Source organism: Allobosea sp. LjRoot90, assembly GCF_964254315.1.
In the GTDB taxonomy this organism is placed as follows: Bacteria; Pseudomonadota; Alphaproteobacteria; order Rhizobiales; family Beijerinckiaceae; genus Allobosea.
In genome coordinates this window covers 1,290,312-1,313,487 of record NZ_CAXUTF020000001.1, presented here as the reverse complement: position 1 = coordinate 1,313,487, position 23,176 = coordinate 1,290,312, and the positions used below count along the sequence as shown (strand labels likewise).

Genomic DNA, 23,176 nt, shown 5'->3' with positions numbered 1-23,176 from the left:
CATTCGCCAAAAGAAAAACGGGGTTCGTCATGAACAATCGCGGTGGCTATGGCCAGTTTTGCCCGGTGTCGATGGCCTCGGAGATATTGTGCAGTCGATGGACGACGCTGGTGGTGCGAGAACTGCTCTGCGGCAGCACCCGATTCAATGATTTGCGGCGCGGCCTACCGAAGATGTCGCCTGCCTTGCTCTCGAAACGGCTCAAGGAATTGCAGCAGGCCGGGGTCATCACCGTATCGCGCAAGACGAAGGGCTCGGCTGAATATCACCTTTCCGAGGCGGGCGAGGAACTGAGATCGTTGATCATGGGCCTCGGCAACTGGGCGCAGCGCTGGATGGAATCGCGGCTTTCGCTCAAGAATCTCGACCCTTCGCTGCTGATGTGGGACATGCGCCGGAGTCTCAACGTCAAGCTCTTGCCGGCGCATCGCTGCACGATACAGTTTCTGTACCCCGAACTTCCGGGGTCACAAAAGCGGTGGTGGCTGGTGGCTGCCGACGGTGCCGTCGACCTCTGCAATTTCGATCCCGGCCACCAGCTCGACCTGCTGGTCACGAGTTCCCTGCGCACGATGACGGCGATCTGGATGGGACTGACGACGATCAAGAAGGAGTCGGACACCGGTCAATTCGAGATCGACGGCGATCAAGCCCTGGCTTGCTCCATGCAACAATGGCTGGGGCTCAGCGCCTTCGCTTTCGAACCGCGTCGGGTGCAGTGACGGACGCGACGGTCATGCGCGAGGTTTGGTAAAAGGAAGGCTTGGTCCGCGCCAGGAGCGGACTCTGGTGAGTTGCCCGGAAGCCGACATTGCCAATGATCTCACCGCACCGCGACCATCTGCGCCGCGCGCGCTCGGCCGCGCTGCTTGCCAGCCGGTATTTGCGGACCCGCCTGGCGTCGCAAGTCAACGATCTCGTGCTGGCGCTCTCCCGAATCCATGTCGATCGCGGCCTGCGGTTCGAGATCGCGATACGCCCGGATATCGAGGGCGCTGCGATGTGTACGACGTCAACAAGATGTGTGACCGGCCAATCTGTTCTAAAGGCGCATCGTATCTGCCAGCATCCAGTTGCAGGAGACGACATTCAGGATCTGAACACTGCTGGGCAGTTCGAGAAGATATTCGGGATCCTTTTCAAGGTGCCTGATCCGGGTCGGGTCGGCTCCAGCCCAACGGGTCATCGCTTCCATGCTGTCCCAGAACGAAGTGACCATGAAGAAGCTGGAATCCGCCTGATCCTCGCGGAACATCTGGACGCCGCGCGCCCCAAGCGACTCGAGCTTTTTCACCCCGTGCTCGTAGAGATACTGGGTGTACTCGTTCGCCAGGGCGCTATTGGTCCGACCTCGCCAGATGCGGGCGACGCCGCCAGGGACCGTGCTCGACTGATTCATCGCAATTTTCCTGTTTGGGCTTGGAGTCATCTGATCAGCGCCAGCGTGAACCATGGCCAGATGCTGAGCACGACCAGGACCACGCAGGTTGCCAGGCAGAAGGGGAGGGACATGGCGAAGACGTCGCTCGGCTTGGTATTCGTCAACGATGCGCCGACGAACAGCGCAGCCCCGACCGGCGGCGACACCAGCCCGAGAGTCAGATTGATCGAGACCACCACCCCGAAATGGATCGGATCAATGCCATAGAGGCCGGTCGCGATCGGATAGAGGATCGGCACGATCAGGATCAGCCCCGCGACGCCGTCGATCACCGTGCCGATGACCAGAAGGATGAGGTTGAGCCAGAGCATGAAGCTGACCGGTCCGCTCGCCACCGAGGTCATCCAGTTGGCGACGACCTGCGGCACCTGGCCGTGGATCAGGACCCAGGTGAAGACGTTGGCGGCGGCAACCAGATAAAGAACGATCGCCGTATTGAGCCCGGTCCGCAGGAACATCCGCGGCAGTTCGCGCAGATCGATCTCACGATAGCCCAGGCCGAGACCCAGCGCTGCGACGCAGGCCAGCGCGGCCGATTCCGTCGGGCTCGCCAATCCAGTCATGATGCTGACCAGGATGACGATCGGGATCAGCATGGTCGGCAGACCGCGCATGAAACGGCCGACGCGCTCGCGGACCGAAGCATGGGGCTCGACGGGATAGGCGAGCCAAAAGCCCATCAGCCAGATCACCAGGCAGAAGGCCGCCATGATCAGCAGGCCGGGAATGATCCCCGCGACGAACATGTCGCCGATCGGCGCCTGCACCATCACGCCATAGATCACGAAGATCAGCGAGGGCGGGATGATGGGCCCGAGCAATCCAGCCGAGACGGTGGTCGCGACGGCAAAGTTCTTGTCGTAGCCCTTGCGCACCATTTCCGGCACGAGCGTCTGCGCCATGATTGCGATCTGGGTCGTCGACGATCCCAAGATCGACGAGATCAGCCCGTTGGCGAAGACGTTGACATAGGCGAGGCTGCCGCGGATCCGGCCGGTGATGGCCATGGTCATCCCGAGCAGCCGCGTGGTGATCCCGCCTGCGTTCATGAACTCGCCGACCAGGATGAACAGCGGCAGGGCGAGCAGGCCGTAGGAATCGATGCCGCCGAAGAGCTGGATCAGGTAAGAATCGAAGAGCTGCCAGCTTCGTGTCGCCACGACATAGGACAATGTCGCAAGGCAGAGCACGAGCCCGATCGGCAAGCCGGCCAGCAGGAAGGCGGCGAAGGCTGCACCAGTGGTCATATCAGCCGGCCTCCAGCGTCGCGGCCACGTCGGTGGCGATCCGTTCGCGCTCCGCCCAGCCCAGGTCTTCGACCAGATTAGCGAGGCAGTGAATGCTGACCCCAACGGCGTAGAGCGGCAGCACGAGCAGGACGACCCATTTCGGAATCCCCAGCGTCTGGGTCGGATCGGTGTAGAGGAAGTTCAGCGACGCCGCGGTGTAGGCCGCGATATCGAAGCCCGACCATGCCAGCTGCACCGGGTCGAAGAGCCGCCAGCACAGCACGATCAGGAAAAGCCCATAGGCGAGACCAATCACGGTCAGCGTCGCGTCGACGACCTTGCGCTTGGCTTGTCCGAGCGTGTCGATGACGAGCGTCACGGCGAAGTCGAGCCGCTGGCGCACCGTCAGCGAGGTGCCGACGAAACAGGTCGCGACCATCAGATAGATCGCGAGCTCGTCGACCCAGATCAGCGGCCGGCCGGCAGCCCGGGTTGCGATGTTCAGCAGGATCAGCGCGAAGATCGCGGCGACGAAGGCGGTCACCAGCACCTTTTCACCAGCGGCGACGCCACGGCTGACGGCCTGCATCACCTCCGCGGTAGTCCTGCGACGGCAGCGCAGGACTACCGCGTCTCGCGCGATGAGATCCATTGGGCTTCTCCTGTTGGTGCGGCCGGCCGGCGTCACCGGGTGAAGGCGCGTAGCGCCTGCAGATCGGGCGCCTTGGATGCCCAGCGCGCATCCCAGGCTTTGACGATCTCCGTGAAAGCCTCGCGCGCGATCGGCCGCATCTCGAAACCCGCTTCCGACAGGCGCTTGCGGAAGGCTTCCTCATTGGCGACGAACTCGTTGCGGATGAGCTTCATCTGCTTGGAGACGAGATCGCGGATCAGCTTCTGATCAGCCTCGTTCAGGTCGCGCCAGACCCGTGCCGAGAAGGCCGCCGCCATCGGCGCCATGACGTGATTGGTCACCAGCATGGTTTTGGCGAGCTGGTTGTACTTGTTGTAGAACGTCGCCTCGAAATCCATGTCGATACCATCGACCTGACCATTGGCGAGCGCGTCATAGACACCGGCGAACGCCACCGGCGTCGGCGCCGCACCGAGCAGTTCGTAGAAGTCACGCGCCGGCGCCGACGGTATGACGCGGATCTTCTTGCCCTTGATGTCGGCGATCCCCGTCGATTTGTCGCGGGTCAGGATCTGGCGCAGGCCGGTCATGCCATATCCAAGGCCGATGGCCCCGATGCTGGCCGGGAAGCGCTCGAGAATCTTCTCGGCGAACGGGCTCTCCAGGACGGCCCGGGCCTGATCCATGTCCTTGACGAGAAACGGAGCGTGCAATGCGGCCAGTTCCGGCACGCGGTTCGACAGTTCGGCGGTGGTCAGCCAGCCCATGTCGAGTGCCCCGGTCTGGATCTGCTGGATCATCTGGGCTTCCGAGCCGAGCTGGCTCGACGGAAAGACCACCACCGAAAGCCGTCCATTGGTCGCAGCCTTGAGCTCCTCGCCGAAAGCCTGCGCGCTCAGGGTCCATTGCTGGTTCGGCGGCACGACGAGGCCGATGCGGATCGTGCGTGCGTCCTGGGCCACAGCCGCCGAAGCGGTGAAAAGGCTTGCGAGCAGCAACGCTTTCGACGTCAGTTTCGACAGCATGTTCGGTTCCCCTCCGGGTTTTCCAGGCTCGCCCTCACGATGCCTGATGAAAACAATTGTTTTAATCATCTGTTTGTAAAAAACTGTTGTCAAGCGGCTTCCGCTCGCGATCTGGCCCCGCTAGCGATAGAGCGACAACCCGTCCGCGCAGGCGCCCGGACTCATGGAAGGACGATTCGATGAAGCGAGCAGCGCCGGCGGCGAGCGAACCTGACACGAGGGAGCGGATTCTGGCCGCGGCGCTCACCGTCTTTGCCGAGCGCGGCTTCGAAGCCGGCACCGTGCGCGACATCACCGAGGCGGCCCGCGTCAACACGGCCGCGATCAACTATTATTTTCGCTCCAAGGACGAGCTGATCCGCCAGGTTTTCGAGGCTGGGCTGAAGCCGATCATCCGGGCAAGGAGCGGCGCGCTTGAGGCCTGCATCCGGCAGTCGGCGCCAGCGCTGCCGAAGATAGCGGCCGTCGCTGAAGCCCTTGTCAGGCCCCTCGTGGAGCTCGGAGCCGGCGAATACCGAGACGTCATGACGATTCTGATGCAGGTCCGCACCGGGCAGTTGCCGCTGACAAAACGCATCGTCGAAGAGCAGTTCGGCCCCGTCCACGAACGTTTCGTCGACCTGTTGCAGAAGCTGCTGCCCGACCTGTCACGCACCGAGATCGCGCTGCGCTACGACTGCGCGCGCGGCGCCGTCCTGCAGACGCTCGTGCATCTTGCGCCTGCCGCGGCGCTCGCGGTCGCCGAGACCGACCGTGAACGGACCGATCACGAGAAGACCGTCCGCCGCCTCGTCCGCTTCGTCTCTGCCGGCCTCGAGGCGCCGCCCGGATAAGCCTCGGCGAGGGCTCTTGCCAGCACGGTCGATTCAAATATATGTTTCAAACATGTGTTTTGAAAACGGCGGCACTCGATGACCTATTCCCGTCCTTCGCTCTGGATCGGCGGCGCGGCCTGCCAAGGCACAGGCCCGACCGTCGCCGTGCTCGACCCGGCCACCGGGGGCGCTCTGACCGAGTTCGCCGGAGCTTCTGCCGACGAGATCGCGCAGGCTGAGGCGGCTGCTGCGCACGGCTACCGGATATGGCGCGCGACGCCGGCATCGGAGCGCGAGCGCGTGCTGCGCATGACGGCGCAGGCGATGCGTGCCGACCGTAGCCCGATGGCCGCCCTGATCGTGCATGAAAACGGCAAGCCGATGCGGGAGGCGCTCGCCGAGATCGACGCCGCGGCCGACACCTTCGATTTCTATGCCGCCGAAGCCCGGCGCAGTTATGGGCGGACGATTCCGGCCCGCAACCCCGGCGCCCGCATGGCGACGTCACGCGAGCCCGTCGGTGTCGTCGCGGCGTTCTCGCCCTGGAATTTCCCGGCCATCAACCTGGTGCGCAAGCTGGCGCCGGCTCTTGCCGCCGGCTGCGCGGTCATTGCCAAGCCGGCTGAGGAGACGCCGGCGACCGCGCTCGCAATCGCCAATCATCTCGGGCAGGCCGGACTGCCGCCGGGCGCGCTGAACCTGCTCTTCGGCGATCCGGCCCAGATCTCCTCCGCCCTGATCGCCTCGCCCGTCGTCCGCAAGGTCAGCTTCACGGGTTCGACCGCGGTCGGCCGCCAGCTCGCCCAACAGGCGGGGGCGGCGCTGAAGCGCTGCACGATGGAGCTCGGCGGGCATGCCCCGACGATCATCTGCGCCGACGCCGATCCCGAAGCTGCCGCCGACCTGGTCGCCGCCGCCAAGTTCCGGAATGCCGGACAGAGCTGCAATGTCGCCAGCCGCTTCTATGTCCATCGCTCAGGGTACGATCGCTTCGTGGCTCGGCTGGCCGAGCGGGCGCGCGCCATCGTCGTCGGGCCGGGCTACGACGATGCCACCGGGATGGGACCTCTATCGAACGCTCGTCGCCTCGATGCGATGTCGGTCCTGGTTGCGGATGCCGTCGGAGCGAATGCCAGGGTCGTTGCCGGCGGGCGCCCGCTCGAGCGCCCCGGCTTCTATTTTTCACCGACGGTGCTGGCCGAGGTGCCTGCCTCGGCCGCGGTCATGCGCACCGAACCGTTCGGCCCGATTGCTCCCGTCGCGGTCTTCGACGATCTCGACGAAGCCCTCGCGCTCGCCAATGACAGCGCCTTTGCCCTGGCAGGCTATGTGATGACCGATCATGCCCCGACGGCCCGGCGACTGGCGCAAGGCCTGAATGCCGGCGCGATCGGCGTCAACACCTTCACGGTCGCGTTGCCGGAGGTGCCGTTCGGAGGGTCCGGTGCCAGCGGCTGGGGCCATGAGGGCGGGCCGGAAGGGCTTGAGCCCTACCTCCTGACCCGCTTTGTGCACGAAGCCTGACGGTGGCGGCGATGCAGAAACTGGAAGCCGATTTCATCATCGTCGGCGGCGGTTCCGCCGGCTGCGTCCTGGCGAACCGCCTCTCCGCTTCGGGCCGGCATCGGGTCGTCCTGATCGAGGCCGGCCGCGATCAGCCTCCCGATCGGGAGGAGCCCGCGATCCTCGACAGCTACCCGCGTGTCGCCTACTTCAATCCGGCGAACATCTGGGCGGACCTCAAGGTCTTCCTCGAGCCGGTCTCGCACAATGATCCGGCGGCCCAGCCGAAGGCAAAGCGCTATGAGCAGGCGCGAATCATGGGCGGCGGCTCCAGCCTCAACGACATGCAAGCCAATCGCGGCCTGCCGAGCGACTATGACGACTGGGCCGCGAACGGCGCCGAAGGGTGGGACTGGCAGGGCGTCCTGCCGTTCTTTCGCAAGCTCGAGCGCGACATGGACTTCGCCGGCCCGCTCCACGGTGACACCGGGCCGATCCCGATCCGGCGCATCCAGCCCGAGGTGTGGCCCGGCTTCTCGCGCGCCGCGGCCGCCGCCATGGTCGAGGCGGGCTTCTCCCCGATGCAGGATCAGAACGCCGAGTTCGGCGACGGCTGCTTTCCAATCGCCATCTCCAACGCCTACGACCGGCGTGTCTCGACGGCGATCGCCTATCTCGACAATTCCGCCAGGCGCCGCCGCAACCTGACGATCATCGCCGATTGCCGGGTCGAGGCGTTGACGGTCTCGAACGGGCGGGTCACCGGCGTTTCGGCCCGCGGACCGGACGGCCCCCTCGGCATCTCCGGCACGGAGACGATCATCTCTGCCGGCGCCCTCCATTCGCCGGCCATGCTGCTGCGCAACGGCATCGGTCCGGCGGCGGAGCTGAGAGCGCTCGGCATTCCCGTCCTCGCCGACCGGCGTGGCGTCGGGCGCAATCTGCATGAGCATCCGGCGCTCTCGGTCTCGGCCTATGTTCGCCCCGAGGCCCGGCTCCAGCCTGCGCTCCGCCGCCACACCCATCTCGGCTTGCGCTACTCCTCCGGCCAGGCCGGGGCGCCGCAGGGCGACATGTACATGGTCGCCCTGAGCAAGACCGGGTGGCACCCCGTGGGCTTGCAGCTCGGGTCGCTGGTCACCTGGGTGAACCGGCCGTTCTCGCGGGGCAAGGTTGTCCTGACCTCCGCCTCGGCGGCCGAGGAGCCTCGCGTTGAGTTCGCCCTGTTGTCCGACCGGCGGGATCTCGAGCGCCTGATGTCGGGGCTGCGGCTGGCCGCCGGCATCTTCAGCCAGCCGGCGCTCCGCGCCGTGACGCATGATCCATTCCCGACGAGCTACAGCGAGCGCGTCCGCGACCTCGGCATCGTCTCGACCAAGAACCTGATCCTGACCTCGATCCTCGCCTTCGGTCTGGACGGTCCAGCCTGGCTCAGGCGCAAGCTCCTGCGCCATGTCGTCACCGAAGGTGCCCCGCTGGAGAGGATGCTCGCCGACGACGAGGTCCTGGAGCATTTCGTCCGCAGCTCGGTCCATGGAGTCTGGCACGCCGCCGGCTCCTGCCGCATGGGTGCGCCGGGCGATCCCGATGCCGTGGTGACTTGCGATGGCCGCGTCATCGGCGTCGCCGGCCTGCGCATCGCCGATGCCTCGGTGATGCCGTCCGTGCCGAGCGCCAACACCAACATCCCGACCATCATGATCGCCGAGAAGATCAGCGCGGCAATCCTGTCGGAGCAGCCAGGACCGGCGGCGGCTACGGTTGTTTCGGCGGATGCGAGCTAGGCCATGCCGGTGATCGCCGTTCACACCGCGCAAGACTGGTGCGCTGCGCCGGACGCCGCACTCGAAGGGCTGCGTGACGCCGCGATGGCGGCATGGTCGCTCGGGCCGGCGGCGCTGACCCTGCTCTGGCGGCCTTATGCCGCCGGGCGGATGATCGCCCCGGCAAACCGGGGCGCGCGCTATTGCCTGATCGAGATCGCCATGCTCGCAGGACGTTCCCCGGAGCTGAAGGAACGCCTCGCGCTGGCCTGCATCACGGCCCTGGCGCGCTTCGGCGCGCCGGCGGCAGACATCGACATCTGCTTCAGCGAGAGCCGGCCGGACGACTGGTTCGTCGCGGGACGTCCGCTGCCATGACGCGTGCCAACAGGGAAGACGACAACGACCGCAGGATCATGGCGGTGCTGGCCGCGAATGCGCGCCAGCCGACGGTGGCGATCGCAAAAAAGCTCGGCTTGCCGCGAACGACCGTGCACGAGCGGATCGAGAGGCTGGAGCGCAACGGTACCATCACGGGCTATCGCGCCGTATTCGCCAGCCCTGCAGTCGGACAGCAACTGGAAGCAACGCTTCTGCTCTCGATCAGGCAGCGTCGGCAGTCGGAGGTCGTGCGGCGGCTCGAAAGCCTGCCGGAAGTCCGCAGCTGCGCCTCGGTCAGCGGCGAGTTTGATCTGATGCTGGTCGTGGAAGCTCCTCTCAGCGAGGACCTGGATGCCGTCATAGACGAGATTACAAGCTTGGAAGCGGTCGAACGTTGCATGACGCTGATCGTCTTGGCGAAGAAGTTCACGCGCGGAGATTGAGTTCCGACATTTCGCCAGTCGCCGAGCAATGGCTCCGACACTATGCCGATGCTGTCGACGGTGCCGTGCCATAGGGTGGCGTTTCATTAGGAATCTGTGACATGCGCGGCGCCGACCTTCTCGTTCACATGCTGACAGCCTATGGGGTCGACGTCATCTTCGGCGTGCCCGGCGATACAAACGTCCCGCTATATGACGCCCTGCGCGAGGCGCAGGGACGTTTGCGCCATGTCATGGCCCGTGACGAGCGTTCGGCCGGCTATATGGCGGACGCCTATGCGCGCCTGACCAACCGTCCGGGGGTGGTCGAGGTCCCGAGCGGCGCCGGGGCGACCTATGTCTTGCCCTGTGTCGCCGAGGCCAATGGCTCTTCGGTTCCGCTGATCGTGATCACCAGCGACACGCCGGTCGCCAGTGAGGGGCGCGGCGTCATCACCGAACTTGACTGCGCCCGTCTGTTCGAGCCGGTGGCGAAGGCGTCTTGGCTGGTCAAATCCGCCCAAAGGCTGCCCGATACGGTGCGCCGGGCCTTCCGCGTCGCGACGGGTGGCAAGCCAGGCGTCGTCCATCTCGCCGTCCCCGAGGACGTGCTTCACGAAGAGGTCGAGCTGGCGGCCGTCTCGCTGCATGTCGAGACGCATCACCGCAGTTTCCCGGCCTATCGGCCGTCAGCGACGTCGGCCGAACTCGACAGCCTGATTGCCCTGATCGGCCAGGCGCGGCGCCCGCTTTTCATCTTCGGCGGCGGTGCGAAGCGGTCGCAAGCCGGCGCGGCGCTGCTCGCTCTGGCCGAACGCCTGGGCATGCCGATCGTCAACACGATCACGGGGCAGAGTTCGTTGCCCGACGGTCATCGGCTCGCCATCGGCGTGACCGGCGACAACGGCTTTCATCCGCATGCCAACCGCGCCGTCGCAGAAGCCGACCTCCTCATCTACTGGGGTTGCCGTCTCGGCTCGGTCGTGTCCGTCGGCTGGACATTCCCGCCACCCGATCATGAGCGGCGCATCGTCCAGATCGATATCGATCCCGAGATCATCGGCAACAACTCGGCCAATGCGCTCAGCATAAACGGTGATGTACGCGCGGTCGCCGAGGGCCTGGCTGCGGCCCTGCCGGATATACTCGCGGTGGACCCGCAATGGCTCGAAAGATTGAATGGCTGGAGGGCGCAGTTCTGGCGGGAGGTGCAGGACGAGCTTCTCGACGACAGCTTGCCGCTGAAGCCCCAGCGCGTGGTCCAGGCGCTGAATGAGCGGTTGGACGGCGCCTTCAGCATCCTCTCGGATCCGGGCACGCCGACGCCGCATATGACGCGTCTGCTGCGGCTCGACGATCCCGATACGGACTTCATCATTCCACGCGCCTACGGCGGCCTCGGCTACGCGTTGCCGGCGGCGGTCGGTGCCTGGCTGGCACGCCCGGAGGCGCGCCCCCTTGCGCTGTTCGGGGACGGCTCGTTTGGAATGAACTGCGGCGAGCTCGAGACGCTGGTCCGGCTCGGTGTGCCGGCCGTGCTCATCCATTTCAACAATGGCTGCTTCGGCTGGATCAAGGCGCTGCAGCGACTTCACGGCCACAACGCAACCTACTCGGTCGATTTCCTCTCGCTGGACGCTGCGCGCATCGCCGAAGCGTTCGGCCTGAGGGCTTGGCGGGTGACGGATGCCGCCGAGCTGACGGCGGCACTGGACGAAGCCCTGGCGTTCGACGGCCCGGTTTTCATCGATGTCGTCGTTGAATCGATTGCCGACGTGGCTCCGCCGGTTTTTTCCTGGTTGCGCCGGCTTGGCGAAGACCCCTTGGCGCAACCTCACGCTAGGAATGTGGAGTTGGCGAGGTCGTCGTCCAAATCCGCCCCTTAGGTGCAGTCGCCGTTTTCGAATGGAGGCCGACCGTCGTTTGCATGCCAGTGTTCTCGCATAGGACGAACTGAAACCTTGCGCGAACTGCGGACTCTCGTTTCTTTCCTGGAAGCGGACTCAGCGCCTAGCTGTGCGAATGGTGTGTGGACGCAAGCTTTGCCTAGGCCTCGCGCATCAGCGCGGTGCGTAGCTTGAGCAGTTCATCGCAGATTGATTCCAGCTCCTGGACCGCAAAACCCATGCGAAGGCTGGGAACGTGTTCGCCGAGCCTGGTGCCCAGGATGCCTGTGAACTTGATCCAGCCATCGGGGGAGACGATCAGCCCATTCTGCTCCTCGAAGGAGGCATTCCAGGCAACCGCTTCAGCCTGCGTCAATCCGACGGGCAGCTCGAGCTCGAGCGCGCTTCCGACCAGCTTGACTGGGTAGCCGCCAGGCAGCCCGTTCGGACCGGGCACATGGCCACACCATGACCGGCCGGCCGCCATGGCGAGCAGCATGGGGACACCGCTCGCCCCCGATATCTCGATGACCGGCTCGGGCGTGAGCTGGATATCGGCAAAATGCCCGTAGACATCCTCGACCTCGATGCCGTCCAGCCAGACGCGGGGTGCCCGTCCGCCGCGTTCCTCAGGCCGGCGGCGCCAGGCCGCAAGGTTCTGGTAATGCGCGAGGACCTTGATCTCGGCCCCGGGCGGCGTGGCGGCCGAGCCGGCGAAGACATTCGACAGGATCGCGACATTGCCCATGCCGCACGCGACGTCGTGGCCCATCGCGCGGATCATGCCGTTGACCACGTCGGGGAAGCCGCAATTGACCAGCGTCACGGACTTGCCGCTGCGCGTGATCGCCGCGGCGACCCGCGAACTGATCAGGGCCTGGAAGACGGCGGTCGCGCTCAGGCCGCCCTCGGCGACGAGCTGCGTCCAGGCATTGCCGCTCTGGGCGATGACCTGCGAGGTCTGAATCGAGGCGGCCTGCACCACGATGCGCGGAGCTGTCGCCGCAAGCATCTGGTCCGACGCGTTCGGCGCGAGCAGATCGACTGCCTGTGTCGTGAAGCGCGCCTTCTTGCCGAACAGCGCCGCGCGGGCATTGGCGGCGGTGCGCAGCCAGTTCAGGCGCTCGCGATTGCGCCCGGCGATGATCACCTCGACCGGCTCGTCGGCCGTCGCGGCGATATCGAAAGCGATACGTGCGGCAAAGCCGCCGGTGCCCGAGATCAGGATGTCGCAACCGGCCATGTCAGGGCCTCGTTGCCGCGGCAGCCCGGTCCCAGCAATCATCGAGCCGGGGCGAGAGCTTGTGCTTCATGATGCGCTGGCTCGCCGTGCGCTCGAATTCGTCGACGACGGCGATGTAGCGTGGGTTCTGGTAGGGCGCGAGGCGCAGGCTAAGCCAGCCGGAGAGCGCCTGGGGATCGATGGCGATACCATCGCGCGGCTTGACGAAGAGCTTGATGTCCTGCTCGCCGACATCGGCGGCGACGCCGATCATCGCGCAATCCTCGATCGCCTCATGCTCGGCCGCGACATGCTCGACCTCCCAGGCCGAGACGTTCTCGCCCCGGCAGCGCACGCTGTCGGTCATCCGCCCATGGAAATAGAGATTGCCGTCGGCATCGAAGGAACCGAGGTCGCCGGTGTGGAAGCCATCCTCGCGCAGGGCCTTGGCGGTCGCCTCGGGATTGTCGAGGTAGCCGGGGAAGATCGCGCCGGGGATGCTGGTCTCGATCACGATCTCGCCGCGCTCGCCGGTCGCCGCCAGTCCGCCGGCGGTATCGAGCAGCTTCACCGCGAACCAGGGTAGCGGCCGGCCGACGGAGCCCGGCACGCCGGTCACATTGCACGTCGTGAGGCTGGAGGCTTCGGTCATGCCGTAGCATTCGCGGATATCGATGCCGAAGCGGTCGCGGAACTGCGGCCAGATGTCGGGTGGGCAGCCGCCGCCCCAGGCGATGCGCACGCCATGCTCGCGATCCCGCGGCGACGGCGGTTGCTTCAGCAGGATCTGCAGGATGCCGCCGAGATAGTGGATATGGCTGGCGCCTTCGGCCCTGACCTGATCCCAGAAACGGCTGGCGCTGAAGCGCTCGACCATGGCGAGCGTGATGCCGCTGATCATCGGCAGCGGCAGGAGCTGGGCGCCGCCGATATGGTAGAGCGGCTCCCAGACGAAGAAGACATCTGCCGGCCTTGCATCGGACAGCCGCGCGACGCTCTCCGCCGCGAGCCGGAGCATGCGATGCGAGACGATCACGCCCTTCGGCCGGCCGGTGGTGCCGGAGGTGTACATGATCGCGAAGACCGCGTCGGCAGCCGGTGCCGGCTCGTCGAAGCGCTCGTCGCGTGCCAGAATGGCGTCGAGCTCGCCGCCCGGCGCATGCAGTAGCTGTGGCAGTTCCGGCTCCGAACCCATCACCTCGCTGATCTGCGGCGCGAGTTCGGCATCAGCGACGACGAGGCGCGGCTGCGAGTGCGTCAGCAGGTAGCGCAGCCCCTCGCCGCGCTGCTGCGCATTGACCGGTACCCAGGCGACGCCCGCCCTCGCCAAACCGAACACCACGGCGATCGAGGCGATCGAGTTGCGCATCATCACGGCGACCCGGTCGCCGGGCTTGATGCCGCGCGCCCTCAGATGCGCGGCGAAGGCAGCCGAGCGGCGCTCGAGCCCGGCATAGGTCACGGGGTCGCCGCAGAAGCGCGCATAGACACTGTCCGGCTCAGCGGCAGCACGTGTGGTCAGAAGGCTCACGAAGCCGTCGTCGTTGAAGAAGGTCATGCTCGGTCGTCGGCTCGGTCGATCAGGAAGAGGAGCGGAAGCGTTCCGCGAGCAGCAGCATCACCGTCACCACGACGAAGACGACCACGGAGACCGCAGCCAGCGTCGGGTTCAGCTGCAGGATCATGTCGTCCCACATCTGCTTCGGCAGCGTCGTCTTGATACCGCCCGAGACGAAGATCGCGATGGTCAGCTCGTCGAAGGAGGTGATGAAAGCGAACAGGAAGGCCGCGACGAGGCCGCCCTTCACGAGCGGGATGGTGACGCCGGTCAGGGTACGCAGCCGGTTGGCACCAAGCGTCGCCGCCGCCTGGTCAAGGCGCTGGTCGTAGGTCTTGAGCACGGCGGCGATAGTGACGAGCGTGAAGGGGATCGCCAGCACGGTGTGGCCGATGACAAGGCCAAGATCGGTGGCGATCAGCCCGAGCCGCGCGAAGAGATAGAACAGCCCAACCGCGATGACGATGCGCGGCACGATCATCGGCGCGAGGAAGAAGGCGAAGATCAGCCCGCCCCAGCGCGTGCGGCTGTTCGCCAGCGCCAGAGCCGTGAAGCCGCCGATGGCGGTTGCGGCAATTGCCGTGACGAAGGCGACCGCGAAGGAGCGGATCGTCGCCTGGATCCACAGCGGCGAGCTGAAATAGGCCTGGAACCAGCTCAGGCCATAGCCGGGCGGCGGGAATTCGAGGAATTGCGAGGAGGTGAAGGCGAGCGGAATGACGAGCAGCGTCGGCAGCACCAGGAAGGCGATGACAAGCCAGCAGAAGCCGGGCAGCAACAGCGCAGAGGCGCGCTTTCCGAACAGGGACCGCGCCAGCGTCGCGAGATGGCCGGCAAGGGTCGCGACGGCCGACAGGACCGCCAGGCCGAGGTTGCGGATGCGCCCGGTGCCGACCTGGGCGGAACCGCCGGCGATGGTCGAGAGTCCGAAGAGCCTGTCGTAGATCACGCAGGAGACCAGCGCTGCCGCCAGCATCATCGCGGACAGCGCGCCGGCGAACGACCAGTTCAGCAGCTCCTGCACCTGCGTGATGATGAGCTGGGCGAGCATGGTCTCCTGGCGCCCGCCCAGGAAGGCCGGCACGATGAAGAAGCCGAGCGAGGAGATGAAGACGAGCAGGCCGGCCGCCGCCACGCCCGGCAGCGAGAGCTTGAAATAGACCAACCAGAAGGCCCGCGCCGGTGCAGCCCCGAGCGTCTGCGCCGCCTGGACCAGCCGCCGGTCGATGCCGGTCATCACCGGGAGCATGGTCATCACGGCCAGCGGCACCATGGCGTGTACCATGCCGACCATGACGCCGAACTGGTTGTGCAGCAGCGGCAGGGGTTCGTCGGCGATGCCGGAGCCGGTCGCCAGCGAGTTGATGATGCCGCTGCGCCCGAGCACGATCATCCAGGCGAAGGTCTTGACGAGATAGCTCGTCCAGAACGGCACCATGACGAAGAGCAGCATGCGGCCGCGAAACAGGTCGGGCAGGCGCGCGATCCAGTAGGCGAGCGGGTAACCGATCAGGAGCGACCAGATTGCCGTCCAGCCAGCGATGCGGAAGGTGATGCCGAGCACGCGCAGATAGACGTCGGTCGCGGCGATGCGCTGGTAGGCGCTGGCCGAGAAGGCCCCGCTCTCCGGGTCGACGACGCTCAGGCCGAGCAGCTGCGCGACCGGGTAGACGAAGAAGACCGCCAGGAACAGGAGGCCGGGCACGGCCAGCCAAAGGGCGCCGAACCGCAGCTTGGGGCGCGCCGGCGCGCTGCTGAGGCTTACCGCGCTCATGCGACCAGCACCGCCTTGTCGCGCGACCAGCCGGCGACGATCCGCTCGTCGATCGCGGGCACCAGATCGTCGGGGCCCAGCCGCAGCACGAGTGGGCTGCCGTCGTCGAGCGCGGCGATGACGCGCGTCTCGGAGCCGGCATAGACGACCTCGCTGACACGTCCGCTCACGGCGTTGCCGTCCCGGGCGCCGAGACGCAGGTTCTCCGGCCGAATGACGAGGGTGGCATCCTTGCTCTGGCAGCGCGCGCCGCTCGGCAGGGCAAAGCGCCCATGCGCCGTGTCGATCGTGCCGTTGCCGTCCCAGTGGCCGCGGAAAATGTTGGAGATGCCGATGAAGTCGGCCGCGAAGGCCGTGCGCGGGCGCTCGTAGATCTCGCGCGGCGTGCCGAGCTGCTCGATCCTGGCATGGTTCATCAGGCAGATGCGGTCGGACATTGCGAGCGCCTCTTCCTGATCATGCGTGACATAGACGATCGTGGCGCCGCTCTCGCGATGCAGCCGCTTGATCTCGATCTGCATGTGCTCGCGCAGCTTCTTGTCTAGCGCGCCGAGCGGTTCGTCCATCAGGATGATCGAGGGCTGGTAGACGAAGCAGCGTGCCAAGGCGACGCGCTGCTGCTGGCCGCCCGACAATTCGCGCGGGAACCGCCCGGCGAGATGACCGAGATGGACCATCTCCAGCGTCGCCGAGACGCGGCTTGCGACCTCCACGCCGGGGCGCCCGCGCATCTTGAGCGGGAAGGCGATGTTCTCGGCCACAGTCAGGTGCGGGAACAGCGCATAATGCTGGAAGACGAGCCCGATATCGCGCTGGTGAACCGGCGTGTTCGACTGGTCGCGGCCGTCGATTACGACGCGCCCCTCGCTCGCCTCGACCAGCCCGCAGATCAGCTGCAGCAGCGTGGTCTTGCCGGAGCCCGAAGGCCCCAGCAAGGTGAGGAACTCGCCCTCGGCGACGCTGAGCGAGCTCGGCTCGAGGGCCGTGGTCGCGCCATAGCGCTTGCACAGGCCCTCGACGACGAGCTTGGCCGCCTTCGGTTCGGTTCCGGTCATCTCGGCGCTCGTCGCCATCGGCATCAGGTCAGGAGCCAGGAGTTGAAGCGCTCGGTGACCTTCGAGCGATTGGCGCTCCACCAATCCTCGTTGGCGATCGCCATCTGCTTCAGGTTCTCCGGCGAGGTCGGGAGCAACTTGGCGCGCTCGGCCGGAATGGTCTGATAGGCATCGAGATTGGTCGGGCCATAGGCGAGGACTTCGGTGAAGGCGGCCTGCGCCTTCGGGTCCGAGCAGAAACGGATGAACTGGCGAGCGACATCCGCTTTCGGTCCGCCCTTTGGCAGCCCCCAGCCCTCGATCGAGTAGAGTCCCTGGCTCCAGACGATCTTGGCAGGCGTGCCGCCGTCGATCGCCGCCTGCAGGCGTGCGTTCCAGCCCGGCAGCATGTCGACTTCGCCGCTCTGCAAAAGCTGGGTCGACTGCGCGCCGCCGGTCCACCAGACCGCGACATGCGGCTTGAGCTTGTCGAGAACCTTGAAGGCGCGGTCGATGTCGAGCGGGTAGAGCTTGTCGAGCGGCACGCCGTCGGCGAGCAATGCCTGCTCGATCGTGTCGATCGGGTTCTTGCGCAGCGCTCGCCGGCCTGGGAACTTGTCGACATTGAAGAAATCGGCCCAGCTCGCCGGGGCGTTCTTCACCCGGTCGGTCCGATAGGCGAAGATCGTCGAATAGACGTCCGTGCCCATGAATTCGGGCGAGATCGCCTGCGGCATCAGCTTGGGCACATCGGCATGCGCGAAGCCGATCGGATCGAGCAGCCCCTGCGTCTTCAGGATGTCGCGGGCCGAGAGCGTCAGCGTGCAGACGTCCCAGGTGTAGGACTTGGTCTCGACCATCGCCTTGAACTGGGCGGTCGGCTCCGCTTCGCGGGCGACGTTGACGACCTTGTTGCCGGTCGCCTTCTCGAAGGGGTCGTAGAACGCTTTGCGGAAGGCCGGCCCGAACGGCCCGCCGGGATCGGCGACCGTAATCTGGGTCGCTGCCCGTGCGGCCCCGGCGAGATAGGGCGCTGCGAGGGTGCCGGCGGCCGCGCCGCCCGCCAGTTGCAGCAAGGTGCGTCGCGTCGGCTTCGTCGTTCCAGTCGTCATCGTCATCTCCCCTTTCAAGCGGTTTTCCGCATTTCCCCGTGGGTGATCAGATCGTCAGGCGCGTGGTCCCATCAGGCGCATGGCTCGTCAGGCGCTTTTGCGCGCGGCGCGAACGGCCAGGAACTGCTCCATCATCCGCGCCGGCTCGCCGGTGCCGTAGGCCTCGCGCTGATTGCGGATGCCGGCCTTGAGACACTCGCGGAAGCTCTCCTCCGTGACCTCGCGGAAGCGGGCCTTGTTGAGGCGCATGGCGACGGGCGGCTTTCCAGCCAGTTCCCCGGCCAGTGCGAGAGCCGCCTCCATCACCTTCTGCTGCGGCACGATCCGGTTGATCAGGCCGATCCGGAAGCATTCGTCGGCATCCATCATCCGCCCGGTCAGGGTCAGGTCGATGGTGCGGGCGATCCCGATCATCTCGCGCATGATCCAGGGGCCGGTCACCGAGGCGATGCCGGAGTTGATCTCGGGCTGGCCCATGGTGACGCCGTCATGGCCGATGCGCAGGTCGCAGAGCAGCGCGACCTGGAAGGCCGAGCCGGCGGCGACCCCGTTCAAGGCGGCGATGATCGGCTTCGAGAGCGAGCGGAGCCGGTCATAGAGCCGCTCCCATTCGCCCATCCACAATTCGGCGCGGTCGGGATCGAAGGTCTTGGTCTCGTTGAGGTCCTGGCCGGCTCCGAAGGCGCGATCGCCTGCGCCGGTGAGGATGATCGCCCGCACGGCCTCGTTCGCCTCGAGCTCGTCGAGGCCTTCGACGAGCCGGGACCGCATCGGCGCATTCCAGGCATTGAGGATCTGCGGCCGATTGAGGGTGAGGATGCCGATAGCGCCGCGCACCTCGACCAGAACAGAGTCCTTCATACCGCTCTCCGATGGGTGTTTATTGTTATGCAATAACTCTTATTGAATAATCTGCGCGAAAGGCTCACCTTGTCAAGGGCGTTGGCCGCAGCCATTGATCGAGCCAGGAGAACAGGCCCCGATGACGATGCCCGAAGCGACACAGAACGGCCGCAGGAACCCAGCGGCGCCGGCCGATCCGGCCGGGCGCAAGGACGACGCGTTGATGGTCAACTCGGTCGAGAAGGCCTTCCGGGTGCTCTCCGCCTTCGGCCGCCAGCACCAGACGCTCAACCTGTCGCAGGTCGCCTCGGAGACGGGGATGGATGTCAGCGCCGCGCAGCGCTTCACCCACACGCTCACCAAGCTCGGCTATCTGCGCAAGGACGCGCAGACCAAGCGCTTCGAGCTGACCGCGAAGACGCTCGATCTCGGCTACCACTTCGTGCGCAGCAGCCGCCTGCTCGACCGGGCGATGCCCTATCTCATGCATCTCAGCAAGGAGACCGAGGAGACGGTCAATCTCACCGTGCGCGATGGCACGGAGATCATCTTCGTCTCGCGCTTCCTCAGCCGCCATGTGCTGAACACTGACGTCATCATCGGCACGCGGATGCCGGCCTATTGCACCGCGCCCGGCATCGCCATGCTCTCGCGCCTGCCCGAGGAGGAGGCGATGGCGATCATCGACGTTTCCGACCTCAAGGCGCACACGCCCTCGACGACCTGGCAGCGCGATGCCCTGCGGGAGAAGCTGCGCCAGTCCGCGGCGCAGGGTTATGCCACCGCCTTCGAGGAGGTCTATCTCGGCGACGCCTCGATCGCCGCCGTGATCGTCGATCATCACGGCCGTCCCGAAGCCGCCGTGAACATCGCGGCCTCGACTTCGCGCTTTAGCCACGCCGAGGTCGTCTCGCGGTTTTCCTCTCTCGTTATCGCCACCGCGCACGCAATCTCGCGGGTCTGAGCCGCAAGCAGGAGGCGCTTGACAGCGCCGACTGCTGTTTTATCAATATTCGAGAACTATTATCGCATTGAAATAACTTCGAGATCCACATGGACGCTCCGAGGGCCCAGTTCCGCCGCGTGGCCGTCCGCGCAGGACAGCCGGCGACGCTCAGCTTCGAAGGCACGACCATCCAGGCGACGACCGGCGACAGCGTCCTTGCCGCGCTGCTCGAAAACGGCGCCCTGATCCGCCGCCTTGAGTTCGGGGCTGAGCCGCGCGCCGGCTTCTGCCTGATGGGCGCCTGCCAGGATTGCTGGGTCTGGAGCGCCGAAGGCGGCCGGATCAGGGCCTGCACCACAGAGGTCGCCGACGGGATGGTCCTGTCTGCCGAGCCGCAGCCACTGGTCAGGGCAGATGGCTGACATCGTCATAGTCGGAGCCGGGCCAGCCGGCATCAGCGCCGCCGAGGTGCTGTGCGCGAAAGGGCTGAGGCCCGTCGTGATCGATGAAGGCGCGCGAGCAGGCGGCCAGGGCTATCGCCGGCCGGCCGACGATCTCGCGCTCGACATGAACAGGCTGATGGGCTCGGAGGCCGGGAAATATGCGGCGCTGCATCGCCGCTTCGAGACGCTGCGGCCGAAGATCGACTATCGTCCGCGGACATTGGTCTGGGCCATCGACGGCAACCAGTTGCATCTGCTGCAGGACGGTCGGGCCGAGACGCTCGCCTTCGACAGGCTGTTGCTCGCCAGCGGCGCGATGGACCGGGTGGCGCCCTTGCCCGGCTGGACCTTGCCCGGCGTGTTCACCCTCGGTGGCGCGCAGGTCGCGCTGAAGGATCAGGGCTGCCTGATCGGAAGCCGCGTCGCCTTTCTGGGCTCGTCGCCCTTGCTGGCGCTGGCAGCGAAGCAATATCGCGACATGGGTGCGGAGATCGCGGTGATCGCCGATACGACGCCGTTCGCCGCCAAGGCCGCCACGCTGCCGGCGCTGCTGCAGGCCCCGCGGACGCTGCTGCGCGGCATCTGGTATATGGGCGCGTCGCTGCGCGTCGGGACGCAGATGCTGCATGGCGTGACGCCGGTCGCCGTCGAGGGAGCGGGCCGCGTCGAAGCCCTGCTGCTGCGCGATGCGCAGGGCCGCGAACGCCGTTTCGCCTGCGATGCGGTCGCGCTCGGTTACGGCCTGAAGCCGGAGACGCAGCTCGCCGACCTGGCGCAGGCCGAGTTCGCCTATGATCCGGATTTCAGGCTGCATCTGCCGAAGATCGACGGCCTGGGACGGGCCCGGCCCGGCCTCTATCTCGCCGGGGATGGCGTGCGGATAGGCGGCGCCGACGCGGCCGAGGCGAGCGGCACGCTCGCCGCCCACGCGATCCTCACTGATCTGGGCCAGCCGCAGGATATCGCGCTCGTGAGGCGGCTGGCACGGCAGGTCGAGCGCCTGCGCGCTTTCCAGCGTGGTCTGGCGCGTGCTTTCGCCTGGCCGACGGCGCAGATCGCTGCCCTGTCCGATTCCGTCACGCTGTGCCGCTGCGAGAACGTGACGGTCGGCGACGTCCGCACGGCGATGGCTAAGGAGCTCGGCCCGATCGAGGTCAACCGGGTCAAGGCGATGACGCGCTGCGGGATGGGACGCTGCCAGGGCCGCGTCTGCGGCCCTGCCTTGCAGGAGATCGTTGCGGCCGGGCGGGGCGGAGCCACCGCGGGGCGGCTGCGCGGCCAGGCCCCGGTCAAGCCGATCGCGCTCGCGGCAGCCGGGGACCCGGCATGAGCGGCCGCACCAACGATGTCGCGATCGTCGGCGGGGGGCTGATCGGCGCCTGGACCGCCTTGTTCCTCGCACGGCGCGGGCAGCGCGTGACCTTGATCGAGAAGGGCGTGGTCGGCGCGCAGTCAAGCGGCGTCAACTTCGGGAACCTGCGTCTCCAGGGCCGCTTTCCCGGCCAGTATCCGCTGTCCCTGCGCTCCCAGGCGCTCTGGGAGGATTTCGATGCGCTGGTCGGCGAGGATTGCGAGTTCGAGCAGACCGGCCATCTCTATCTCGCCTATGACGAGGAGGAGCACGCCAGGCTCGAGGGCTACGCCAAGGTCTCCGAATCCTACGGGCTCGCCATCGAGCGGCTCGGATTGGCCGAGCTCAAGCGGCGCTGGCCCTGGCTCGGCGATCGCGCCGTCGCAGCGACCTTCTCGGCACGCGACGCCACCGCCAATCCCCGTCTCGCCACCCCCGCCATTGCGCGGGCCGCCGCAAGGCACGGAGCCGTCATCCGCGAGAACACGCGCGTTACCGCCGTCGATCGCTCGGGCGACGGGTTTGCGCTGACGCTGGCCGACGGAGAAACGTTGAGCTGCGGCGCGCTCGTCAACTGCGCCGGTGCCTGGGCGCTCGAGATCGCGGAGCGGTTCGGCGAAACGGCGCCGGTCTTTCCGGCCGGCCCGCCCCAGTTCGTCACGGAGCCGTCCCCCTATCTGATCGGCCCGTCGGTTCAGGCGATTGATGGTTCGGTGATCTTCCGGCAGATCCCGCGCGGCAACATCATCCTGGCCGGCTATCCGCGTACGGCGGCCGATCCGGCGAACAACCGAGCGCCGGTCCCTCCCGCCAAGACGCTCGCGGCGATGCGGGCGCTGGCGCGTGTCGCGCCAATGCTCGCGCAGTGCCATGTCATCCGCGTCTGGTCTGGTATCGAGGCCTATCTGCCGGACATGATCCCGGTGATCGGCCCAAGCGAGACGACGCCGGGCCTGTTCCATGCCTTCGGCTTCTGCGGCCACGGCTTCCAGGTCGGCCCCGGCGTCGGGCTCTGTCTCAGCGAGATGATCACCGACGGCGCAACGCAGACGCCGCTGCAGCCGTTCTCGATCGGGCGCTTTCGTTCGACTGCGACCATCAGCGAGAAATTCCGCAAGGAGTTCGACTGATGGAGCGACAGATCAACGCTGATCATTCGATGGAGCGCCAGCTGCTAGCGTTGGAGCCGTGCCGCAGATCGTGTCATCAGTGAGTAGCAGAACATCAAGCCCTTCCGTCCGTAGGTGGAGCGCATAGTTGATCAGGGCCTGATCAGCGTGATCGAGTCTCAGTGCGCCATGGAGCACTGTTGACGCGCCAGCTCGCATCGAGCTCGACGCCATAGCTCTGCGTATCGAGATTGAGCGAGCGGGTGGCGAAATTCTGCAGGCCGTAAGTGAGAATCTGCTCCTTGCTGACGTCGTTGTAGAACAGCGCGGGGCGCGCACCATGCTCGCAGGGACCGTCGCTCCGGCCCGAGCCTCGACATCCGCCACCGCCTCGACCTGGTGCATCGCTCGCGGAGATTGTCGCGTGAGGCGGTGGAGGTCGTGATCATGCACGACCTCGACCTGGCCGCGCGCTTTTGCGACCGCATCATCGTCATGAACAGCGGGACCGTCGCCGCAGACGGGGAGGCGCTGGCCGTCATCGCTGGAGCTGCGCTCGGAGAGACCTTTCGCGTACGATTCCAGCAGACCGTTCTCGCTTCCGATGCTGATTGGGTGATCAGCTCCAGACAGGGCGGTTCGTGAATCCGCGGCAGGGCCCGGGCGAGGTTCTGGAAGGGACGAA

General features: G+C 66.4%; 22 protein-coding genes. 12 read left to right on the top strand and 10 right to left on the bottom strand.

Features of this window, described 5'->3' with window-relative positions; genetic code table 11:
• Window positions 1-29 precede the first annotated feature (29 nt).
• Window positions 30-722: a winged helix-turn-helix transcriptional regulator gene (locus ACSQ3M_RS06190; protein ID WP_436149171.1), complete on the top strand. Its 693-nt coding sequence runs from the start codon at window positions 30-32 to the stop codon at window positions 720-722.
• Between the two features lie 320 nt (window positions 723-1,042).
• On the opposite strand, the gene ACSQ3M_RS06185 is transcribed toward ACSQ3M_RS06190, so the two are convergent.
• Genes ACSQ3M_RS06185 through ACSQ3M_RS06170 form a run of 4 tightly spaced genes read right to left on the bottom strand, consistent with a single transcriptional unit; the run spans window position 1,043 to window position 4,329 of the window.
• Window positions 1,043-1,399 (bottom strand): hypothetical protein, encoded by a 357-nt coding sequence (locus ACSQ3M_RS06185; protein WP_436149170.1) that lies wholly within the window; start codon window positions 1,397-1,399, stop codon window positions 1,043-1,045.
• A 26-nt stretch (window positions 1,400-1,425) separates the two neighbouring features.
• Complete coding sequence (locus tag ACSQ3M_RS06180; RefSeq protein WP_436149169.1) at window positions 1,426-2,688, bottom strand: TRAP transporter large permease; 1,263 nt, start codon at window positions 2,686-2,688, stop codon at window positions 1,426-1,428.
• A 1-nt stretch (window position 2,689) separates the two neighbouring features.
• A complete protein-coding gene (locus ACSQ3M_RS06175; RefSeq protein WP_436149168.1) occupies window positions 2,690-3,322 on the bottom strand; it encodes a TRAP transporter small permease in 633 nt (210 codons plus the stop codon).
• Between the two features lie 32 nt (window positions 3,323-3,354).
• Window positions 3,355-4,329, bottom strand: coding sequence for a TRAP transporter substrate-binding protein (locus tag ACSQ3M_RS06170; RefSeq protein WP_436149167.1), 975 nt, complete (start codon window positions 4,327-4,329; stop codon window positions 3,355-3,357).
• A 179-nt stretch (window positions 4,330-4,508) separates the two neighbouring features.
• On the opposite strand from ACSQ3M_RS06170, the gene ACSQ3M_RS06165 reads away from it, so the two are divergent.
• The 6 genes from ACSQ3M_RS06165 (at window position 4,509) to ACSQ3M_RS06140 (ending at window position 11,099) form a co-directional block, all read left to right on the top strand.
• Entirely contained in the window at window positions 4,509-5,162 is a 654-nt protein-coding gene (locus ACSQ3M_RS06165; RefSeq protein ID WP_436149166.1) for a TetR/AcrR family transcriptional regulator, read from the top strand.
• A 78-nt stretch (window positions 5,163-5,240) separates the two neighbouring features.
• The gene (locus ACSQ3M_RS06160) at window positions 5,241-6,668 is read left to right on the top strand and encodes an NAD-dependent succinate-semialdehyde dehydrogenase (RefSeq protein WP_436149165.1); all 1,428 of its coding nucleotides are present in this window, start codon (window positions 5,241-5,243) and stop codon (window positions 6,666-6,668) included.
• Between the two features lie 11 nt (window positions 6,669-6,679).
• Entirely contained in the window at window positions 6,680-8,431 is a 1,752-nt protein-coding gene (locus ACSQ3M_RS06155) for a GMC family oxidoreductase (protein WP_436149164.1), read from the top strand.
• Window positions 8,432-8,434: 3 nt separating this feature from the next.
• Complete coding sequence (locus tag ACSQ3M_RS06150; protein ID WP_436149163.1) at window positions 8,435-8,788, top strand: tautomerase family protein; 354 nt, start codon at window positions 8,435-8,437, stop codon at window positions 8,786-8,788.
• On the top strand, window positions 8,785-9,234 hold the full coding sequence (locus ACSQ3M_RS06145; RefSeq protein ID WP_436149162.1) for an Lrp/AsnC family transcriptional regulator: 450 nt from the start codon (window positions 8,785-8,787) through the stop codon (window positions 9,232-9,234). The genes ACSQ3M_RS06150 and ACSQ3M_RS06145 overlap by 4 nt, the downstream gene beginning before the upstream one ends.
• Window positions 9,235-9,335: 101 nt before the next feature.
• Window positions 9,336-11,099 (top strand): thiamine pyrophosphate-binding protein, encoded by a 1,764-nt coding sequence (locus ACSQ3M_RS06140; RefSeq protein ID WP_436149161.1) that lies wholly within the window; start codon window positions 9,336-9,338, stop codon window positions 11,097-11,099.
• Between the two features lie 160 nt (window positions 11,100-11,259).
• Here the strand turns inward: ACSQ3M_RS06140 and ACSQ3M_RS06135 are convergent, their stop codons facing one another.
• The 6 genes from ACSQ3M_RS06135 to ACSQ3M_RS06110 all read right to left on the bottom strand — a co-directional run bounded on the left by ACSQ3M_RS06135 (window position 11,260) and on the right by ACSQ3M_RS06110 (window position 18,660).
• Window positions 11,260-12,342, bottom strand: coding sequence for a hypothetical protein (locus ACSQ3M_RS06135; protein WP_436149160.1), 1,083 nt, complete (start codon window positions 12,340-12,342; stop codon window positions 11,260-11,262).
• A gap of 1 nt (window position 12,343) precedes the next feature.
• Window positions 12,344-13,879 carry an AMP-binding protein gene (locus ACSQ3M_RS06130; RefSeq protein WP_436149159.1) on the bottom strand — a complete coding sequence of 512 codons (1,536 nt, stop codon included), beginning with the start codon at window positions 13,877-13,879 and terminating at the stop codon, window positions 12,344-12,346.
• A 22-nt stretch (window positions 13,880-13,901) separates the two neighbouring features.
• Window positions 13,902-15,653 (bottom strand): ABC transporter permease subunit, encoded by a 1,752-nt coding sequence (locus ACSQ3M_RS06125; protein ID WP_436149158.1) that lies wholly within the window; start codon window positions 15,651-15,653, stop codon window positions 13,902-13,904.
• Window positions 15,650-16,708 carry an ABC transporter ATP-binding protein gene (locus tag ACSQ3M_RS06120; protein ID WP_436149157.1) on the bottom strand — a complete coding sequence of 353 codons (1,059 nt, stop codon included), beginning with the start codon at window positions 16,706-16,708 and terminating at the stop codon, window positions 15,650-15,652. The genes ACSQ3M_RS06125 and ACSQ3M_RS06120 overlap by 4 nt, the downstream gene beginning before the upstream one ends.
• Window positions 16,709-16,731: 23 nt before the next feature.
• Entirely contained in the window at window positions 16,732-17,799 is a 1,068-nt protein-coding gene (locus tag ACSQ3M_RS06115) for an ABC transporter substrate-binding protein (protein WP_436149156.1), read from the bottom strand.
• 87 nt (window positions 17,800-17,886) lie between these two features.
• Entirely contained in the window at window positions 17,887-18,660 is a 774-nt protein-coding gene (locus tag ACSQ3M_RS06110; protein WP_436149155.1) for an enoyl-CoA hydratase/isomerase family protein, read from the bottom strand.
• Window positions 18,661-18,781: 121 nt separating this feature from the next.
• Here ACSQ3M_RS06110 and ACSQ3M_RS06105 point away from each other — a divergent pair, with 121 nt between their 5' ends.
• From ACSQ3M_RS06105 to ACSQ3M_RS06085, 5 genes are all read left to right on the top strand, one after another.
• Window positions 18,782-19,606, top strand: a complete 825-nt coding sequence (locus ACSQ3M_RS06105; RefSeq protein WP_436149154.1) for an IclR family transcriptional regulator — start codon at window positions 18,782-18,784, stop codon at window positions 19,604-19,606.
• A gap of 89 nt (window positions 19,607-19,695) precedes the next feature.
• Window positions 19,696-20,010: a (2Fe-2S)-binding protein gene (locus ACSQ3M_RS06100; protein WP_436149153.1), complete on the top strand. Its 315-nt coding sequence runs from the start codon at window positions 19,696-19,698 to the stop codon at window positions 20,008-20,010.
• Window positions 20,003-21,361 carry an FAD-dependent oxidoreductase gene (locus ACSQ3M_RS06095; protein WP_436149152.1) on the top strand — a complete coding sequence of 453 codons (1,359 nt, stop codon included), beginning with the start codon at window positions 20,003-20,005 and terminating at the stop codon, window positions 21,359-21,361. Before ACSQ3M_RS06100 ends, ACSQ3M_RS06095 begins: the two co-directional genes overlap by 8 nt.
• A complete protein-coding gene (locus ACSQ3M_RS06090; protein WP_436149151.1) occupies window positions 21,358-22,512 on the top strand; it encodes an NAD(P)/FAD-dependent oxidoreductase in 1,155 nt (384 codons plus the stop codon). The genes ACSQ3M_RS06095 and ACSQ3M_RS06090 overlap by 4 nt, the downstream gene beginning before the upstream one ends.
• A gap of 426 nt (window positions 22,513-22,938) precedes the next feature.
• Window positions 22,939-23,136: a hypothetical protein gene (locus tag ACSQ3M_RS06085; protein WP_436149150.1), complete on the top strand. Its 198-nt coding sequence runs from the start codon at window positions 22,939-22,941 to the stop codon at window positions 23,134-23,136.
• Window positions 23,137-23,176 lie beyond the last annotated feature (40 nt).

What these genes read in the sequence shown, in the direction of transcription:
- ACSQ3M_RS06190 (WP_436149171.1), top strand. Translation starts at nt 30, where the DNA reads ATGAACAATCGCGGTGGCTATGGCCAGTTTTGCCCGGTGTCGATGGCC.
- ACSQ3M_RS06185 (WP_436149170.1), bottom strand. Translation starts at nt 1,399, where the DNA reads ATGAATCAGTCGAGCACGGTCCCTGGCGGCGTCGCCCGCATCTGGCGA.
- ACSQ3M_RS06180 (WP_436149169.1), bottom strand. Translation starts at nt 2,688, where the DNA reads ATGACCACTGGTGCAGCCTTCGCCGCCTTCCTGCTGGCCGGCTTGCCG.
- ACSQ3M_RS06175 (WP_436149168.1), bottom strand. Translation starts at nt 3,322, where the DNA reads ATGGATCTCATCGCGCGAGACGCGGTAGTCCTGCGCTGCCGTCGCAGG.
- ACSQ3M_RS06170 (WP_436149167.1), bottom strand. Translation starts at nt 4,329, where the DNA reads ATGCTGTCGAAACTGACGTCGAAAGCGTTGCTGCTCGCAAGCCTTTTC.
- ACSQ3M_RS06165 (WP_436149166.1), top strand. Translation starts at nt 4,509, where the DNA reads ATGAAGCGAGCAGCGCCGGCGGCGAGCGAACCTGACACGAGGGAGCGG.
- ACSQ3M_RS06160 (WP_436149165.1), top strand. Translation starts at nt 5,241, where the DNA reads ATGACCTATTCCCGTCCTTCGCTCTGGATCGGCGGCGCGGCCTGCCAA.
- ACSQ3M_RS06155 (WP_436149164.1), top strand. Translation starts at nt 6,680, where the DNA reads ATGCAGAAACTGGAAGCCGATTTCATCATCGTCGGCGGCGGTTCCGCC.
- ACSQ3M_RS06150 (WP_436149163.1), top strand. Translation starts at nt 8,435, where the DNA reads ATGCCGGTGATCGCCGTTCACACCGCGCAAGACTGGTGCGCTGCGCCG.
- ACSQ3M_RS06145 (WP_436149162.1), top strand. Translation starts at nt 8,785, where the DNA reads ATGACGCGTGCCAACAGGGAAGACGACAACGACCGCAGGATCATGGCG.
- ACSQ3M_RS06140 (WP_436149161.1), top strand. Translation starts at nt 9,336, where the DNA reads ATGCGCGGCGCCGACCTTCTCGTTCACATGCTGACAGCCTATGGGGTC.
- ACSQ3M_RS06135 (WP_436149160.1), bottom strand. Translation starts at nt 12,342, where the DNA reads ATGGCCGGTTGCGACATCCTGATCTCGGGCACCGGCGGCTTTGCCGCA.
- ACSQ3M_RS06130 (WP_436149159.1), bottom strand. Translation starts at nt 13,879, where the DNA reads ATGACCTTCTTCAACGACGACGGCTTCGTGAGCCTTCTGACCACACGT.
- ACSQ3M_RS06125 (WP_436149158.1), bottom strand. Translation starts at nt 15,653, where the DNA reads ATGAGCGCGGTAAGCCTCAGCAGCGCGCCGGCGCGCCCCAAGCTGCGG.
- ACSQ3M_RS06120 (WP_436149157.1), bottom strand. Translation starts at nt 16,708, where the DNA reads ATGACCGGAACCGAACCGAAGGCGGCCAAGCTCGTCGTCGAGGGCCTG.
- ACSQ3M_RS06115 (WP_436149156.1), bottom strand. Translation starts at nt 17,799, where the DNA reads ATGACGACTGGAACGACGAAGCCGACGCGACGCACCTTGCTGCAACTG.
- ACSQ3M_RS06110 (WP_436149155.1), bottom strand. Translation starts at nt 18,660, where the DNA reads ATGAAGGACTCTGTTCTGGTCGAGGTGCGCGGCGCTATCGGCATCCTC.
- ACSQ3M_RS06105 (WP_436149154.1), top strand. Translation starts at nt 18,782, where the DNA reads ATGACGATGCCCGAAGCGACACAGAACGGCCGCAGGAACCCAGCGGCG.
- ACSQ3M_RS06100 (WP_436149153.1), top strand. Translation starts at nt 19,696, where the DNA reads ATGGACGCTCCGAGGGCCCAGTTCCGCCGCGTGGCCGTCCGCGCAGGA.
- ACSQ3M_RS06095 (WP_436149152.1), top strand. Translation starts at nt 20,003, where the DNA reads ATGGCTGACATCGTCATAGTCGGAGCCGGGCCAGCCGGCATCAGCGCC.
- ACSQ3M_RS06090 (WP_436149151.1), top strand. Translation starts at nt 21,358, where the DNA reads ATGAGCGGCCGCACCAACGATGTCGCGATCGTCGGCGGGGGGCTGATC.
- ACSQ3M_RS06085 (WP_436149150.1), top strand. Translation starts at nt 22,939, where the DNA reads ATGCACGACCTCGACCTGGCCGCGCGCTTTTGCGACCGCATCATCGTC.